The 17,835-nt window shown below is 70.0% G+C and carries 10 protein-coding genes and 1 pseudogene; 10 read left to right on the top strand and 1 reads right to left on the bottom strand.

The features are described 5' to 3' along the window. The first annotated feature begins 416 nt into the window (after window positions 1-416). The 4 genes and pseudogenes from ACIREI_RS23130 to ACIREI_RS23115 form a co-directional block, all read left to right on the top strand. Complete coding sequence (locus tag ACIREI_RS23130) at window positions 417-1,421, top strand: LacI family DNA-binding transcriptional regulator (protein ID WP_403335784.1); 1,005 nt, start codon at window positions 417-419, stop codon at window positions 1,419-1,421. Between the two features lie 91 nt (window positions 1,422-1,512). Then, window positions 1,513-2,892: a glycoside hydrolase family 172 protein gene (locus ACIREI_RS23125; protein ID WP_403335781.1), complete on the top strand. Its 1,380-nt coding sequence runs from the start codon at window positions 1,513-1,515 to the stop codon at window positions 2,890-2,892. Continuing rightward, complete coding sequence (locus tag ACIREI_RS23120) at window positions 2,885-4,336, top strand: glycoside hydrolase family 32 protein (protein ID WP_403335779.1); 1,452 nt, start codon at window positions 2,885-2,887, stop codon at window positions 4,334-4,336. Before ACIREI_RS23125 ends, ACIREI_RS23120 begins: the two co-directional genes overlap by 8 nt. Window positions 4,337-4,667: 331 nt before the next feature. Continuing rightward, window positions 4,668-5,603 (top strand): annotated as a pseudogene (locus ACIREI_RS23115) (carbohydrate kinase); the annotation flags it as partial. 92 nt (window positions 5,604-5,695) lie between these two features. On the opposite strand, the gene ACIREI_RS23110 reads toward ACIREI_RS23115, so the two are convergent. Then, the gene (locus ACIREI_RS23110) at window positions 5,696-6,331 is read right to left on the bottom strand and encodes a TetR/AcrR family transcriptional regulator (RefSeq protein ID WP_403335776.1); all 636 of its coding nucleotides are present in this window, start codon (window positions 6,329-6,331) and stop codon (window positions 5,696-5,698) included. Window positions 6,332-6,486: 155 nt separating this feature from the next. Here ACIREI_RS23110 and ACIREI_RS23105 point away from each other — a divergent pair, with 155 nt between their 5' ends. The 6 genes from ACIREI_RS23105 (at window position 6,487) to ACIREI_RS23080 (ending at window position 17,626) form a co-directional block, all read left to right on the top strand. Then, window positions 6,487-9,021 (top strand): beta-glucosidase, encoded by a 2,535-nt coding sequence (locus tag ACIREI_RS23105; protein ID WP_403335773.1) that lies wholly within the window; start codon window positions 6,487-6,489, stop codon window positions 9,019-9,021. Between the two features lie 73 nt (window positions 9,022-9,094). Further along, window positions 9,095-10,393, top strand: a complete 1,299-nt coding sequence (locus tag ACIREI_RS23100) for an extracellular solute-binding protein (protein ID WP_403335770.1) — start codon at window positions 9,095-9,097, stop codon at window positions 10,391-10,393. Between the two features lie 28 nt (window positions 10,394-10,421). Next, window positions 10,422-11,399 carry a carbohydrate ABC transporter permease gene (locus ACIREI_RS23095; protein WP_403335767.1) on the top strand — a complete coding sequence of 326 codons (978 nt, stop codon included), beginning with the start codon at window positions 10,422-10,424 and terminating at the stop codon, window positions 11,397-11,399. A 6-nt stretch (window positions 11,400-11,405) separates the two neighbouring features. After that, window positions 11,406-12,275 carry a carbohydrate ABC transporter permease gene (locus ACIREI_RS23090; RefSeq protein WP_403335764.1) on the top strand — a complete coding sequence of 290 codons (870 nt, stop codon included), beginning with the start codon at window positions 11,406-11,408 and terminating at the stop codon, window positions 12,273-12,275. Between the two features lie 107 nt (window positions 12,276-12,382). Further along, window positions 12,383-14,650 (top strand): discoidin domain-containing protein, encoded by a 2,268-nt coding sequence (locus ACIREI_RS23085; RefSeq protein WP_403335761.1) that lies wholly within the window; start codon window positions 12,383-12,385, stop codon window positions 14,648-14,650. A gap of 30 nt (window positions 14,651-14,680) precedes the next feature. Continuing rightward, entirely contained in the window at window positions 14,681-17,626 is a 2,946-nt protein-coding gene (locus tag ACIREI_RS23080; protein WP_403335758.1) for a glycosyl hydrolase family 65 protein, read from the top strand. The last annotated feature ends 209 nt before the right edge of the window (window positions 17,627-17,835 follow it).

Genomic DNA, 17,835 nt, shown 5'->3' with positions numbered 1-17,835 from the left:
TCCGGGAACTGGGTGGGGAGGCGGAACCGGCGTGGGGGTGGCAGGGCTCCGAGGAGATGTTCGGTATTGGGGCAGGCCGTCTGTTCCGGCATGGATGTCCGAATGTTCGGCATCGGGCGGCTCTGCGGCCGTTGACGCAAACGTTTCGATGAAAGGTGCCTCGCGAGTCCCGGCGTGTCAATACCATGTGACAGAGAAGTTTCCAGGAGGGCGCTAGTCGCGCTGGCCACAGCCATTGACGGTCCGCGTTACGGCGTGCGAAGGTCTGCGCAATCGTTTCGATGAGCCTCTGGGTGAGCGAAACGAGTGGACGGCGAACCGGTCAGCCACATGGACCGGTGGACCGTATGGAGTTATGCAGTTACGGACTGGATCACGGATCGGGTCCGACGACACGAGGAGGCGGCGAAGCAGCAGTGGCCACGATCTCCGACGTTGCACGGATGGCCGGCGTCTCCACGTCCACCGTGTCCCACGTCATCAACGGCACACGGCCGGTTCGCGACGAGACCCGCACCCGGATCGAGGACGCGATCCGGGCCACGGGCTACCGGCGGGACAGCCTGGCCCGCGCCCTGCGCCGCTCACGCACCGACTCCATCGGGCTGATTCTGACGGACGTGTCCGAGCCGGCGTTCGCGGCGATGGCCCGCGGTGTCGAGCGGGAGGCAATGCGCGCCGGCCTGACCGTGCTGCTGGCCAACTCCGGCGAGGACGCGGAGCTGGAGGCCCGGGCGCTGGAGGTCCTGGCCGAGCGCCGGGTCGACGGCCTGCTCATCGCGCCCGTCGCCCGGTCCCACCGGGAGGCCATCACCGCGGTCATCGACCAGGGCACTCCGGTCGTCCTGATCGACCGCCTCAACGGAGCCAAGGCCGACCAGGTGGGCGTCGAGAACACCGCACCCATGCGGGAGCTGGTGCTGCACCTGGTGGAACGGCACGGCCACCGGCGGATCGCCCTGGCCGCGGGCGACACCGCTGTGTCCACCATCTCCGAGCGGCGGCGCGGCTACCTCGAGGCGCTCTACGAGGCGGGCATCGACGTCGACGAAACCCTGATCGTCACCGGCACCGGACGGGCGGACGACACCCGCGAGCGCATGACGAGTGTCCTACGGCAACAGCGGCCGTCGGCGGTGGTCGCCGCCGGCACCGAGACAGCGGTGGGCGTACTGGCGGCGGCGAAGGAACTGGGCCTGACCACGCCTGAGGACTTCGCCTTCGCCACCTTCGACGGCTTCCCGCATACCGATCTGTTCCGCCCCGGTATCACCGCGGTCGTCCAGCCCGCCCACGAGATCGGGGCCACGGCGATGGAGCTGCTGCTCAGTCGTATCGACGGCAGTCTCACGTCCCGCCCGCGCACCGTCCGCCTGGAGCCGGAGATCACCTACCGGGAGTCCTGCGGCTGCCCGGCCTGAACCACATCCACACCAGCAAGGGGGCGGCGAGAGAGGTCCAGTCTCTCGCCGCCCGAGTTCAGCGAACCATCACTGAAGGGGTCAGTTTCCCATGTCCTCACACTCTCTCGAACACCTCACCCGTCCCACACGGGCCCGCACGGCCCGTGTCTCCAGCTGGGACCAGCGGGGCCGCAACCAGGACTACTGGACGACCCCCGCCCACTCCAGCCGCGTCCTGGCCGACCTCGAAGGCCCCGGGCGCATCACCCACATCTGGATGACCCAGTTCTGCCGCAAGACCCTCGGCCCCGGCCTGATCGACCCGCTGGAGGCCGACACCGTGGCCCCGGTGATGGAGATCCACAACGCGCTCGGCGTGAACTGGGAGGAGCCGGACCCGGACTACTACCGAAAGGTCCTGATCCGCATCACCTGGGACGACGAGGAGGAGCCCGCCGTCCTCGTCCCGCTCGGCGACTTCTTCGGCATCGGCCACTGCATGCCCAACAGCTACCAGTCGGCCCTGTTCACCGTCTCCGCCAAGCCCGAGGAGTCGTTGATCTTCGGCGGCAGCGCGGCCCTGAACTGCTGGGCGCCGATGCCGTTCAACAAGCGCGCCCGGATCGAGCTGGTCAACGAGAACGACCTGCCGATCCAGCAGTACTTCTACATCGACTATGAGCTGTTCCCCGATGACCTGCCCGAGGACACCCTCTACTTCCACGCCCGCTGGAACCGCAACAACCCCTGCAACGGCTGGGCCCCCGACATCCAGACCAACAGCCCCGAGGTCAACATCGTCGACGTGACGGGCGAGGACAACTACGTCATCCTCGACACCGAGGGCAAGGGCCACTACGTCGGCTGCAACCTCTCCGTCCACCACCGCCAGGGCAGCTGGTGGGGCGAGGGCAACGACATGATCTGGATCGACGACGACTTCCTGCCCGACGGCTCCACCAGCTGGCCGCCCTCCCTGCACGGGACCGGCACCGAGGACTACTTCAACCACGCGTGGGGGATGCAGAAGAACGCCTACCTCTACCACGGCGCCATCCTCCACGAGGCCGACGTCCCCGGCTACTCGGTCAACTACCGCTTCCACGTGGCCGACCCGGTCCGCTTCGAGGAGCGGATCAAGGTTTCGATCGAGCACGGCCACGGCAACCACCTCGCCGACGACTGGGCCTCGACCGCCTACTGGTACCAGACACTGCCGTCCCCCAAGGCCACCATCCTGCCGCTGGAACAGCGGCTTCCCGTCCGTCCGGCCGGACAGCCGATGCCGGTTCCGGCCTCTCGTTCCGGAGCCGTCGCCGAGGAGATCGCGGTGATGCGCGAGCGGTACCAGGCCCGCTTCGAGCGCCACATGGAGCACCTCGCCGAGCGGACCCGGCAGCGTGGCGAGCGCTCGCTCCAGGAGTCCGAGGCCAACATCAAGCAGGCCGCGGCCGTGCGCCGCCGTTATGACGAGCGCGCCGATGACTGAGACCCAGGCGGCGGTATCGCTCGACACGCACTTCCCGGCCGTCCATCTCCGACCGCCGGCGCACTGGATCAACGATCCCAACGGCCTGGTCTTCCACGACGGCCACTACCACGTGTTCTTCCAGTGCAACCCGCACAGCGCCCGCCATGCCGACATGCACTGGGGCCACTTCCGCAGCCCGGACCTCATCCACTGGGAGCTCCTGCCGGTGGCCCTGGCGCCCACCCCTGGCGGTGACGACGAGGGCGGCGTCTGGTCGGGCAACGCCGTTTCGCACGACGGCCACCTGACCGCCTTCTACTCGGCTCGCCATCCCGGCCGTTGGCACCAGCCGGTGACCTCGGCGGTGTCGTACGACGGCGGTACGACCTTCACCAAGCGCGGCCGGCTGCTGATCCCAGAAGCGCCTGAGGGTACGACGATGTTCCGCGACCCCTATGTGTGGCGGGACGGCGACAGGTGGCGGATGCTCGTCGGCGCCGCCCTCGCCGACGGCCGGGCAGCGGCCGTGGAGTACACCTCCGACGACCTCGACGCGTGGTCGTACCAGGGCGTCTTCCTCGCCCGCCCAGCCCAGCCCCTGCCCGACGGGCGCAACACCGAAGAAGGCTGGGAGTGCGCGCAGTACGCCGCCTTCCCCGACGGCACCGGGGCCGTCCTCGCCAGCGCCTGGGACCCCCAGGAGGGTGCCAGCTGCACGGTCTACTGGCCGGGCCGCGAGGAGGACGGCGCATTCCGCGCCACGGCGCCCCGGCTCCTCGACCACGGGCCGGACTTCTACGCCCCCGCCCTGCTCCGGGCTCCCGATGGCCGCTGGTTGATGTGGGCCTGGATCTGGGAAGCCCGGGACGAGGAACGCGTGGGCGCCCCCAGTACCTGGACCGACGAGGCCGGCTGGGCGGGCATGCTGTCGCTGCCCCGCGAACTGGAGCCGGCCGCGGACGGCGGGCTGGTCCAGAGCCCGGCCCGCGAACTACTCTCCCTGCGGGGCGAACACCGGATCTCCGCCACCGGCCGGGCGAACGCAGAGCAGCCGGTGGACCTCGGCGAGATCTCCCGGGCGACCGACCTGATGGTGAGCATGGAGCCCGGCGCGCGGCTACGGCTGCTGACCTCCGAGGACGGGGCCGAGTATCTCGACATCGTCCACCACCTGGTCAGCGGCAGGCTGGTCGTCGACCGCGACCACGCCTCGCTCGATCCCCGGGCGAAGGGCGGCCGCTGGCACCTCCCGCCGGAAGGGCGGACCGCGAACCTGCGGATCCTGCTGGACCACTCGGTCGCCGAGATCTTCACCGCGTCCGGCCGCACTCTGACCGTGCGCCTCTACCCCACCGGTGACGGTCCCTGGCGGGTACAGATGAGCGGAGTGGGCGCGGAGTCGGCTGCGTACGCGGTCGAAGCATGGGATCTGACACCCGTGGGCGGGCAGCCTCTGGCCTGACACGACTCACGGACGGCCGCAGGAGCGAGGCGGCCGTGTCGAGGGCGACCAGGCTCAGGCGCGGTCTGCTGGGCGAGGTCGCGCCGGACCGCGGTGAGCAAGGGGGTATCGGCGGCGACCAGCCGCAGAACCCCCTTCTCGGCGGCGGCAGCGCAGAAGCGTGTGCGAACCGGCCAGTGAGCCGGCGCACCAAGCCACCGGTCCAGCGACCTCCGCCAGCCCGTACCCACCGGACGATCAGCAGACAACCAGCACCGACCGCACGTCCCACGCGGCCCTCGGCAGCCCGTGCGCGGCACCCGTGGCTTTCCCAGAGAGGCAGACCCTCATCATGGCCAGACTCGCATCCCCCGGCACGGTCACCGTCGTCGGCGAGTGCGTCGCCGACGCCTTCACCGACCCCACCCGATCCGGTTCCGACGAACTCAGCCTGCGCGTCCTGCCCGGCGGCGGCCCCGCCAACACCGCCGTCGCGCTCGCCCGGCTCGGCACCCCCACCCGCTTCCGCGCCCGCCTCTCCCAGGACGCCTTCGGAACCCTCTTCCGTCGCCGCCTCACCGACTCCGGCGTCGACCTGAGCGGCAGCGTGACCACCCCCGAGCCCAGCACGCTCGCCATCGCCACCCTCGACGACACCGGCCAGGCGGCCTACACCTTCTACGCCGACAACACCGCCGACTGGCAGTGGGCCGCCGACGAGCTCGCCGCCGGCGTGCACGACGACACCGTCTGCCTGCACACCGGTTCGCTGGCGCTGATCCGTGAACCCGGCGGCAGCCGAATCGAGGACCACCTCGCCACCGCGCGCGAGCGCGTCACCGTGTCCATCGACCCGAACGTCCGCCCCCTGCTCGTGCCGCCCGCCGCCTACCGCGAGCGCATTTCCCGCTGGTGCGCCCTGGCCGACATCCTCCGCCTCAGCGAGGACGACCTCGCCCTGCTCCTCCCCGGCGCCGGCCCCGAGCACGCGTGCGACACCTGGCACGCCGCCGGTGTGCGGCTCGTCGTCATCACCCTCGGCGAACGCGGCGCCCTCGCGTCCCTCGACGGCCACCGCGTCACCGTGCCCGCTCCGCCCGTCGACGTCGTCGACACCGTCGGCGCGGGCGACTCCTTCACCGCCGGCCTGCTCCACCGCCTCGCAGCCCTCGGACACCTCGGCGGCCGACTCGACGGACTGAGCATCGCGGACCTCACCGACGCCTGCACCTTCGCCGCCCGCGTCGCCGCCCTGACCTGCTCCGTCCCCGGCGCGAACCCTCCCCGCACGGTCCCGGCCTTCTTGGCCCCGAGGCCGAACGACTCATGCCGCACGCCTGAACACGCGCACGCGCCCCCGGCGACAACTGCCGCCGGGTATCAGGCGGTTCGGGTAGTGAACTCGGCCAGGAGTGCGGTGACGACCCGATCTGTCACGGCCGTCATGTCGACGGACTCGGGGGCGAGCAGCCACTGGACCTGGAGGCCGTCCATGACGGCGATGATCGCCGTGGCCGCCTCTTCGAGGTTGAGGTCGGGGCGTGTCTCACCGAGTTCGGATGCTTCGGCGAGGGCTTCGGTGACCATGACACGCAGGCCGGCGTAGCGGTCGCGGAAGTAGCCCTGCGCCGGGTGTCCCTCGGTGACGCTTTCCGCCGAGAGCACGGCGTAGAGGCGGACGATGCCTTCGCGTTCGGTGTTGCGGCGGACGGTGTCGACGAGGTGGCGCAGGAAGGCGAGACCGCGGGGGCGCTCGGGGCCGAGCTGCTCGATGTCCGTTTCGTCCCGCAAGGCGAGGACGCTGGTGAGCAGTTGGGGCTTGGAACGGAAGTAGTGCAGGACGCCGGCCTGGGTGACTCCGGCGCGGTCGGCGATCTCCTGAAGGGAGGCGTTGTTGTAGCCGCGGGCGGCGAAGGTGTCCATGGCGATCTGCAGGATTTCCTGCCGTCGCTGCTGGGCCTTGAGGCTTCTTCCTGTGCGGGGCTGCCGCTCCCCGTTCGGCGTGCTCTCGCTCATCGTGCGGAGTCTACGGGGGTGTCGATCAGTGGTCACCCTCCGATCAAACCCGAGAAAGAACTTACGCACAAGGACTTACTAAGTACTTAGTAAGTGTGCTTTCCTGCTCTCCGTTCCGCCCGCTTCGTGCCGCGCCGCGGCCTGGAAGGACGAGCATGAGCCGCCCTGCCCTCCCTGATGACACCGAACTCCGTGACCGCGTCCGCGGCCTGGACCTGGACTCCAAGATCCGGCTGCTGACCGGCGCGGACCTGTGGAGACTCCCGGCCGAGCCCCGGCTCGGGCTGTCCGCGGTGACGATGTCCGACGGCCCGCAGGGCGTACGAGGGACCGGCGACGACCCGGACGAGACCGGGCTGCTGGCCCCCGCGCCGAGTGCACTGGCGGCGGCCTGGGACACCGGCCTCGCCGAGAGGCTGGGGGAGCTGTTCGCCGTCGAAGCCCGCCGCAAGGGCGTCGACGTGGTGCTGGCACCAGTGGTGAATCTGCAGCGCACCCCGGTCGCCGGGCGGCACTTCGAGTACTTCTCCGAGGACCCGCTGCTCACCGGCACCCTGGCCGCCGCCGTCGTACGCGGCCTGCAGAGCCGGGGTGTGGGCGCCTGTCTGAAGCACTTCGTAGCCAACGACTCCGAGACCGACCGCACGCAGTACCGCGCGCGGCTGGACGAGCGGACGCTGCGGGAGGTCTACCTCGCTCCCTTCGAGCAGGTCCTCGCCGAGGCCGAGCCGTGGAGTGTGATGGCCGCGTACTCGGGCCTGGACGACGGGACCGTGGCGGCGCCGATGACCGAGAACGCGCGGCTGCTGCGCGAGGTGCTGAAGGGTGAGTGGGGTTTCTCCGGGCCCGTGGTCAGCGACTGGGCCGCGACCCGGTCCACCACGGCCTCCGCGGTCGGCGGTCTGGATCTTGTGATGCCCGGTCCCGACGGCCCGTGGGGTGACGCCCTCGCGGCGGCGGTGCGCGCGGGCGACGTGGCCGAGGAGACCGTCGACGACAAGGTGCTGCGGCTGCTGCGCCTGGCCCGGCACGTTGGTGCGCTCGACGAGCCGGGGCCGGCCACCGTCTCGGCGGAGCCCGCTGAGGAGGAGTACCAACTGCTGCGCGAGGTCGCCGCCAGCGGCACAGTACTGCTCCGCAACGAGGCCGACCTGGTGCCACTGACGCCGGACGGCATCCGCAGTGTCGCCCTGATCGGCCCCAACGCCGTAGCTCCGTACCTCCAGGGCGGCGGCAGCGCGTTCGTCCCGGCGGTGCGCACGGTGTCGTACGAGGAGGGGCTGCGCGCCGCACTCCCCGAGGACGTCCGGCTGACCGTGCACCGTGGCGGCGATGCCCGCCTGCGTCTGCCGCACGCCTCCGCCGAGCTGCTCACCGATCCCGACACCGGCGCGGCGGGCGTACGCGCCGACCACCTGGACGCCGGGGGCGACCTCATCGGAAGCGAGGTCCGCGCCACCGGGGACTGGACCACGTACGACGGCTTGGCCCCGGAAACCCACCGGGTGCTGCTGCGCACGGTGCTGACTCTCACCGAACCGGGGACGCACCGCCTGGAGTTCGGCTGCGCGGGGCGCTTCAGCGTGACCATCGACGGCGACGAGGTCCTGGCCGGGGACGACGACCGGGGTGTGGAGCTGGTGCTGGAGTCCAGCCACAACCATCCGCCGCAGCGGGGGATCGACATCGAGGTGGGTCCGGAAGGGCGCAGACTCGCGCTCGCCCTGGACCTCACCGTCGTCGAGGCCGGTGGGTACGGTCGCTTCGTCACCGGCCAGGTCCGGCACGCACCGCCCGGTCCGACGCCGTACGAGGAGATCGCCGAAGCCGCCGCCGCGGCCCAGGCGGCCGACGTGGCCGTGGTTGTGGTGGGCACCAACGAGGAGGTGGAGTCCGAGGGCTGGGACCGCACCGGCCTCGATCTGCCCGGCCACCAGAACGACCTGGTTCGCAAGGTGATCGCCGCCAACCCGCGCACCATCGTGGTCGTCAACGCCGGCGCCCCGGTGCTGCTGCCCTGGGCCGACGAGGCTCCCGCCCTGCTGTGGTCATGGCTGCCGGGCCAGGAGGCCGGACACGCCCTGGCCGACGTACTGCTGGGTCGTACCGAGCCGGCGGGTCGCCTGCCTTGGACACTGCCCGCCCGTACCGAGGACGTCCCCGTCCCCGACGCCCGCCCCCGCGACGGCATCGTGGACTACACCGAGGGCGTCCACGTAGGCCACCGGGCCTGGGACCGGGACGGCCTCACGCCGGCCTTCCCGTTCGGCCACGGCCTGGGCTGGAGCCAGTGGACGTACGAGTCCGTGTCCCTCTCCCCGACTCCCGTCTCCGCCGATCTGCCCTGCCCCGCGGGTGGAGACGGGCTCAACCTGACCGTGGCACTGACCAACACCGGCCCTCGGGCCGGCCGTGAGGTCGTCCAGGTCTACCTGGAGCCGCCGCCGGACGGCACCGACCGGCCGGTGCGCCTGCTCGCCGGGTTCGCCACGGTCCAGGCGGAACCGGGCGCACGCGTCACCGCCGAAATGTGCGTGCCTGGCCGCGTCTTCCGGATCTGGGACAGCGAGGCGAGCGCGTGGCGTACGCCGCCCGGCCGCTACCGCCTGCACGTCGGACGCTCCAGCCGTGATCCGCAACTCACCGCCGAGGTCACCGTCGACGACGGCCGCCTGCACCCCGCAGTCTGAGCCTCCCGGCTCGCCCGTCCCTTTTCCCCCACCCCCTGCACCCTCGTCAGCATGACCGCAAGGAGCCGCAACCATGCGCACCCCTCGTCCCACCACCAGAACCCTCCAGATAGCCTGCGCCACCGTCGCGGCGGCCCTGCTGGCCACCGGCTGCGGCCGCAGCGACGACTCCTCGGCCGCCGACAACGCCCCGGCGAAGATCAGCAGCGGCAAGGCCAAGGGCAAGCTGGTCATGTGGTCCATGGGCGACAAGGCCGACAAGGATCTGCAGAGCCTGGCGAAGAAGTTCGAGCAGCAGAACCCGGACGTCACCGTTCAGATCACCGCGGTGCCGTGGGACGCCGCGCACGAGAAGCTGACCACCGCGATCGCCGGCGGCAACACCCCGGACATGTCCTTGATCGGCTCCACCTGGATGGCCGAAATGGCCTCCATGAAGGGCTTCCAGGCCACCCCGGCCTCGTTCGAGGAGTCCGCGTTCTTCCCCGGCCAGTGGGACACCACGAAGTACAAGGACACCTCCTACGGTGTCCCGTTCATCGCGGACACCTCGGTGATCTACTACCGGACCGACATCACCACCAAGGCCGGCATCAAGGGCGCTCCCGCCGGTGACTGGGACGGTTACCTGAAGGACCTCAAGACCATCCAGGCCACCGCTGGCAAGCAGAACGCCAAGCTGCGTAACGCGACCCAGCTGCAGGTCGGCTTCAACTCCTGGCTGTTCTGGCTGCCGATGGTGTGGCAGCAGGGCGGTGACATCTACGACGCCGACGCGAAGAAGTTCACGTTCGACTCGCCCGAGGTCACCAACGCGCTGGACTACTACAGCGGAATCTTCAAGGACAAGCTGTCGCCCAACGACAAGACCGACGCCCGCCAGAACCTCCAGAACGGGCTGATCGGCACCGTACAGCAGGGCCCCAGCACCGGCGGCGACCTGCACAAGAACGCGCCCGAGTTGGACAGCAAGTGGCAGACCATGCCGCTGCCCAAGGGCACACAGGCGGCCGGCCTGGCCGGCGGCAGTGACCTGGCGGTCTTCAAGGACGCCGACAACGCCGACGCGGCCTGGAAGTTCGTCCGGTTCCTCACCGAGCCGAAGAACCTGGCCGAGTACGCCGACGCCTCCGGCAACCTTCCCGCCGCCGTCGACTCCTGGTCGGAGGGCGACCTCGCCGAGAACCCGAAGATGGCCGCCTTCGAGACCCAGCTGAAGGTCACCAAGGCGCCCCCGGCGATCACCACCTGGCAGCAGATCGCCGACGCCATCGACTCCGAGCTGGAGAAGCTCGCCTACGGCAAGGCCACCGTCGCCGACGTGCAGAAGACCCTGCAGTCCAAGGCCACCAGCATCGGCACCGGCCGCTGAAGCGCCGCTGCATCCCTCGTACGGACGGATGACAACCATGCCCACCAGCACCATTACCGGGCAGGGCACCCGGAAGTGGGCCGCCGCCGGCAAGCAACCGGAGGCCGCTCCTTCGCCGCGACGGAGCTCCGCACGGGGTCGGCAGGCCCGCGCCGCGTGGGTTCTCGCCGCCCCGTTCCTCGCCCTGTTCTTCTCCTTCATGCTGCTGCCGGTCGTCTGGTCGACGCTGATGAGCCTGACCGACACCAAGAGCGCCGACCTGCGCACCCCGCTGAACGTGTCGTTCGTCGGCCTCGACAACTACGTACGGCTCTTCGAGGACCCGCAGTTCTTCACCGCTCTGCGCAACACGGCCGTGTTCGTCCTGGCGGCCCTGCCCCTGACGCTGGCTGCCGGGCTCGCCGCGGCGGTCGCCCTCGACAGCGGTATCCGTCGCTTCCGGGCCGTCTTCCGGGTCGGGTTCTACCTGCCGGTGATCACCAGCATCGTCGCCGTCGCCGTGGTGTGGAAAACCCTCCTCGAACCCCACACGGGCCTGGTGAACACAGTCCTCGCCTGGTTCGGAATCGACGGCCCGGCCTGGCTGGCCGACACCCGCTTCGCCCTGCCCGTCATGATCGTGATGGCCGTGTGGCGCAACCTCGGCACGGTCATGATCATCATGCTGGCGGGCCTGCAGTCCGTGCCCCAGTCCCTGATGGAGGCCGCCGAACTCGACGGCGCCGGAGCCTGGCAGCGGTTCTGGCGGGTCACCTTCCCCCTCCTGCGCCCCGCCCTCCTCCTCACCGCCGTCACCACCGGCATCGGCTACCTGCAGTTCTTCGACGAGCCGTTCGTCATGACCGACGGCGGACCGCTCGACTCGACCCTGTCGACCACGCTGTACGCCTACAAGCAGTTCGGCAACGGCAACTACGACGTCGCCTCGGCGGCCGGCTACGTCGTCTTCGTCCTCATCATCGCTCTCACCGTGCTGCAGTTCCGCCTGCTGCGGGACAAGGACTGATGCCCCATGAGCACCCTCACCGCAGCTCACGACAAGGTCCTCCGACGCCGCCGCATCCGGCAGGAATGGGGCCGGCCCTGGCTCTACCTGCCGCTCAGCGGCCTCCTGCTGCTGATGGTCACGCCGTTCCTGTGGATGCTGTCCGGGGCGTTCAAGGCTGAGGCCGACATCCGCAAGATCCCGCCCGACCTGATCCCCGCCCGCCCCACGCTCACGAACTTCCAGGAACTGTTCAGCAGCCTGGACTTCACGAGGATGTTCGCCAACTCCGTGCTCGTGGCCCTGGCCGTCACCGCCGGGAACCTCATCTTCTGCTCGATGCTCGGATACGCCCTGGCCAAGCTCGAGTTCCGCGGCCAGCGTGCCGTGTTCACCGTGGTCATCGCCACCCTCATGGTCCCGGGCCTGGTCACCTTCGTACCGCTGTACGTGCTGGTGGCCAACATGCAGTTGACCGGCTCCCTGCTCGGGCTGATCCTGCCGTTCCTGGCCACCCCGTTCGGGGTGTTCCTGATGCGGCAGTTCATCTCCACCCTGCCCGACGAACTGATCGACGCCGCCCGCGTCGACGGCTGCCGCGAACTGGCCGTCTTCTGGAAGATCATCCTCCCGCTGACCAAACCGGCCCTCGCCACTCTGGGAATCATCACCTTCCTCGGCTCCTGGAACAACTTCCTCTGGCCCCTGGTCGTGGCCCAGAACGAGAGCCAATACACCCTCCCCGTCGGCCTCGCCCTGGCCAGCAGCGGACAGGACTTCACCCGCTTCGGCATCCTCCTCGCCGGTGCCGTCATCGTCCTGCTCCCGGTGACCATCGTCTTCCTGCTCTTCCAGCGCCACTTCGTCGCCGGCATCGCCACCACCGGCCTGAAGTGACCCCAGCTCCGGCGCCCTCCCCGGCCCCCACGCGCCGGTTTCGCACCAACCCACGTCCTGCACGCGCGCCGCCGTGCAGGGCCGTCATGCCCGCAAGGAGCCGCACCATGAAATCCACCACCCGGCAACGACGCCGGACCGCCCTGACAGCCACCGCGACCCTGATCGCCACGCTCCCCGTCCTCCCGTCGGCCGCACCGGCCTCCGCCGGCACCACTCCCGGCAGGGCGTCGGTCTGGCTCACCAACCCGTCCGCCAAGACGTACCTGTCTCAGCAGTCCCCGGTGACCTGGAAGACCGGACCCGCACCCTCCGGCTCCTCCGGCTCGACGATCACCGTGGACACCACCCGCACGTACCAGCCGATGACCGGCTTCGGAGCTTCCTTCACCGACTCCTCCGCCTGGCTTGTCGGCACCAAGCTCGACTCGACCCAGCGTGCCGCGCTGATGGGCGACCTGTTCAGCCGCCGCGACGGCATCGGCCTGAGCATCCTGCGTCAGCCCATGGGAGCCAGCGACTTCACCGTCAGCGGTAACTACTCCTACGACGACATGCCCGCCGGCCAGAGTGACCCCACGCTGTCGAACTTCTCGATCGACCACGACCGGGCGTACACCATCCCCCTGCTGAAGCAGGCCCGCGCGCTCAATCCGAAGCTGACGGTCATGGCCACCCCGTGGAGCCCGCCGGGGTGGATGAAGACCAGCGACTCGATGAACGGTGGCAGGCTCAAGCCGGACGCCTACCAGCCGTACGCCGACTACTTCACCAAGTACCTCAAGGCGTACGAGGCGGCCGGCGTGCCGGTGCGCTACATCACCCCGCAGAACGAGCCGCTGCACGAGCCGTCCACGTACCCCGGCATGTATCTGCCCGCCGACGAGGCGAAGACCTTCATCACCCGCAACCTCGCCCCGGCCCTGCGCAAACAGGGGCTGTCCACGCGCATCCTGGGCTACGACCACAACTGGGACGTCACCAGCTACCCCGAATCCTTCTACGCCGACCCGGCGACCGCCCGGAACGTCACCGGCACCGCCTGGCACTGCTACGCCGCCGCCGAGCTGGTCGTGAACCAGAGCGTCGTCCACAACAACTACCCGGGCAAGCCCGCCTTCCAGACCGAGTGCTCCGGCGGAACCTGGGAGGGCGACGAGCAGGGTGGCTTCGCCGGCGCCATGGACAACGTCATCAACGGCCCCCGGAACTGGGCCCAGAGCATCGTCCGCTGGAACATCGCCCTGGACACCGACGGCGGCCCCAGGAACAACGGATGCCAGGGCTGCCGCCCGGTCGTGACAATCTCGCAGAACGCCGACGGCACATGGTCGTACACACCGACGGCCGACTACTGGGGGCTCGCCCAGGCCAGCAAGTTCGTCCAGCCCGGCGCCCGCCGGGTCGCCTCCAACACCCTCGGCAAGGGCAACGTCGAAGACGTCGCATTCACCAACCCCGACGGCACCACAGCCCTGGTCACCTACAACTCCGGCGCCACCGACCGCACGTTCACCGTCCGCTGGGGCAAGCGCCACTTCACCTACACCCTGGCCGCCGGAGCAGCCGCGACCTTCACCTGGGACGGCACCCAACGGGGCAGCACCGACCCGGCCGCCATCGGCTCCGTCGACCTCCCCTTCCGCAACCCCGACGGCAGCAAGGCCCTGATCACCTACGACAGCAGCCTGCTCACCCGGCAACCCCAGATACGCGTCGGCGACCAGTGGCTCGGCTACACCCTGCCCACCGGCGCCTCCCTCACCCCGCCCACCGGTGAGGCGGCCCTGCCCCGCGACAGCTGGCAGGCATCGGCCTCCGCGAGCAGCTCGGACGACCCGCCCACCAAGGCCATCGACGGCGACACGGCCACCCGCTGGAGCGCCGGCCACGGCATGCAACCGGGCGACTGGTTCCAACTCGACCTCGGCTCCACCCAGACGTTCAACCAGATCGTCCTGGACACCAGCGCCTCGTCCGGCGACTTCGCCCGCCAGTACGAGGTGTACACCTCCGACGACGGCACCACCTGGGGCAAGCCGATGGCCACCGGCCCCGGCAGCGCCGTGACCCGGATCCTGCTGCCCACCACCACCGCCCGCTACATCCGCGTCGTCAACAAGTCCGACTCCGGCAGCTGGTGGTCCATCCACGACCTCTCCGTCCTCGCTCCCGACGGCAAGGTCACCTCGAACGCCGGTGTGACCAAGGGTGTTCAGCGCAAGAGCGCTCAACTGCCGGACGGCACACGCCTGTCGGTGGCGTACAACTCCGGCAGCGGCACCGCGGCGTTCGACATCCGGTGGGGCGGCACAACGTACAGCTACCGACTGCCTGCCGGCGCCGCCGCGATCTTCACCACGCGGTCGGCCTGAACCCATACCCCACAAGGAGGTGGCGTTTCGATGAAGCAGTACGGCGAGGCCGTAGGCGACACAGGAGTGAGGCCGGATACCTCACGCCGCAGGTCGGCCTGGGGCCGTTTCACGGCCGTGGCGGCTGCCGCGGTATCGAAGGTGACCAGCCCGGGCGACCGGGCCGGATACGGCGCCCGAGGCCGCAACCGGGCCGCGCAGGACACGGTGCCGTCAGCGACCGTCCATCCGCATGCCCGCTCACGCATGACCAGGAGGACAGCGTCCGTCGGGCTGGCCCTCGCCTGCCTGCTCTTGGGCACGGCGGCAGTGCCAGCGTCCCCCGCACCCGAGCCAGGCCAGGCCGGTGGCGGCGACGGCTGGGTATTGAGCACGACCGACACATCGAAGAACTACTCCCCGACGTTCATCGGCAACGGCTACCTCGCCGCGCGCGTGCCCGCGGCGGGTCACGGATACAGCAGCACACCCATCGTCACCCAGTCCCAGCTCGCCGGCTTCTACGCCCGTCTGCCCAGCAAGTTCGAGGACCGGGCCAGCCTGCCGAGCTGGGCCACGCTCGGCTTCGGTCGCGGCGGTGATCTCTACGGGATCGGGCGCTGGTCCTGCGCGTTCAACCAGCTGTGTCCGGCGATGTACGGGCAGATCTCCGGCGGCGCGTTCGTGGAGAGGTCCCACCCTGGCTCGGTCGCCGGCGGCTACCTGGCCGGCCTGAACAATGGCGGCAACCCGACGGTCGGCGGCGGCGGAGTCGTCCCGATCCGTGACGCACCCGCCGGAGAGGCGACGCTGGCCGTCCGGTACGCCAACGGGAGCGGCGACCCGCAGACCATCCACCTCGGCGTCAACGGCACGCTCCAGCAACTGACCCTGCCCAGCACGGGCGGCTGGGACAGCTGGGCGACGCTGACCGTGCCGGTGACGCTGACGGCGGGCGCGAACACGCTCAAGATCGCCGTCGAGGAGGGTGACACGGCCCGGGTCAACGTCGACTACCTCACGGTGTATCCGGACGGCGCACAGCCACCCACCGACATCGCCTCTGCCACCGTCGGCACCACCAGCAAGTACCGGCAGTCGCTGGACCTGCGTACCGGGGTGCTGAGCACGTCGTTCGACTGGACCTCCCCGGCGGGCGACACGACCAGCTTCGACTACGAGGTCAACGCCAACCGTGCGGACGGCCATCTGGGCACGGTGAGCGTGCGGGCCGTCCCGCACTGGAGCGGAACCGCCACCGTCGTGGACCAGTTCGACGGCCAGGGACTGAAATACGCCTCGACCAGGAATGCGCGCGTCGACGGCAGGACCGCGACGCTGTCCCAGACCGTCGTGAGCGACGGGAACCTGGTCACCGCCGGACTGAACTCCGTACTCCGCGTCAACAACCGAGCCGTGCCGACCAAGGCGATGGCCGTACCCGACGACGGCACCGCCGGGCAGAGCGCGACCATCCCGGTCCGCGCCGGTCAGCCCCTGCGGATCACCAAGTACGTCGGCGTGGCCTCCAGCGTCGACACCGACCGACCGCTCCGATCCGCGACCCCGCAACAGGCCGCCGCGAAGACCGCGGCCCGCGCCGCCGCGGACGGCTACCGACAAGCGCTCGCCCGCAACAACAAGGCATGGTCCCGCCTGTGGCAGTCGAGCATCTCGATCCCCGGTGACAGCGCCATGACCGCGCAGATCCGCGCGTCCATGTTCTACCTGCTCGCAAGCACGCGCGCCGGCGTCGACTGGAGCCTCAGCCCGGCCGGACTGTCCTCGGACGGCTACGGCGGTCACGTGTTCTGGGACACGGAAACCTGGATGTACCCGGCGCTCCTCGCCCAGTACCCGGACATCGCCCTCGGCGCGAACACCTACCGGCAGAAACTGCTGCCCGCCGCCAGGGCGGCCGCGAAGGAACTGTCCACTCCCGCCCACCCGATCAAGGGCGCGAAGTTCCCGTGGCAGAGCGCGCTGACCGGCAAGGAAGAGACCCCGCCGCCCTGGAACGAGGGCAACACCGAACTCCACATCAACTCCGACATCGCCCTGGCCCAGTGGCAGTACTACCAGGCGAGCGGCGACAAGCAGTGGTTGCGGGACATGGCGTGGCCGGTGCTGAAGGACATCGCCGACTACTGGGCCACGCGCGCCGTGCCCGACCCGGCCGGTGGCTACGACATCAACGACGTGATGGGTCCGGACGAGTACCACGACTACGTCGACAACAGCGTGACCACCAACGCCGGCGCCCAGGCATCGCTGCGTATCGCCGTCCGCGCCGCCCGCATCCTCGGCCGGCCCGCCGACCCGGAATGGAGCAAGGTCGCCGACGGCCTGAAGATCCCGGTGGACACGACACTCAACATCCACCCCGAGTTCGAGGGCTACAACGGGCAGACCGTCAAGCAGGCCGACGTCACCCTGCTGCAATACCCCTGGGCCGTGCCGATGCCGCCCAGCCTGGCCCAGAACGACCTCGACTACTACCAGGCACGCACCGACCCGAACGGCCCGTCCATGACGGACGCGATCGCCACCATCGCGGGCTCGGCTCTCGGATCACCGGGCTGCCAGGTCTACGACTACATGCGGAACAGCGTGGATCCGTACCAGGCCGCACCGTTCAACCAGTGGTACGAGACCCGCAACGGCGGAGCCTTCAACTTCACCACCGGGCAAGGGGGTTACCTGCAGGAGTTCCTGTACGGGTTCACCGGGATGCGCTGGGGAACCGACACGATCACCATCGACCCCTTCCTCCCCCCGCAGCTGCCGGGCGTGGACATCACCGGGGTGAAATGGCATGGGCGCACGTTCGACCTGTCAGTCGGCCAGCAGACAACGAAGCTGACCCTGCGGTCCGGCCCACCGCTCCCCGTGCGGGTCGGCATCGGCAGCGATGACGTGCGCAAGGTCAAGCCCGGCACAGCGCTGAAGGTGCCCACACGGCACCCGGCCGGCGACGCGACGAACTGCGAACCGTAAACACTCCGGGCGCCGACCCTGTCGATCCGCGGTCGCCGTAACCACGGCACGGCCTGCACGGCACAGCGGTCGGCCAGCCCGCACCGTCACTGACCGTGCCCCTCAGCCGGATGCATCCGGTGCTCCGGCCGAGGGTGCACCGAACGGCCACCGCCTCCGTCACCAGCGGAGGTGGTGGCCGTGCCCCGTTCGGCTCGTTCCCAGTGACG

Origin of the sequence: Streptomyces sp. NPDC093591 (genome assembly GCF_044764885.1) — a bacterium.
In the GTDB taxonomy this organism is placed as follows: Bacteria; Actinomycetota; Actinomycetes; order Streptomycetales; family Streptomycetaceae; genus Streptomyces.
Note: the sequence above shows the minus strand (reverse complement) of the source record. Positions and strands in the feature narration are given on the sequence as shown.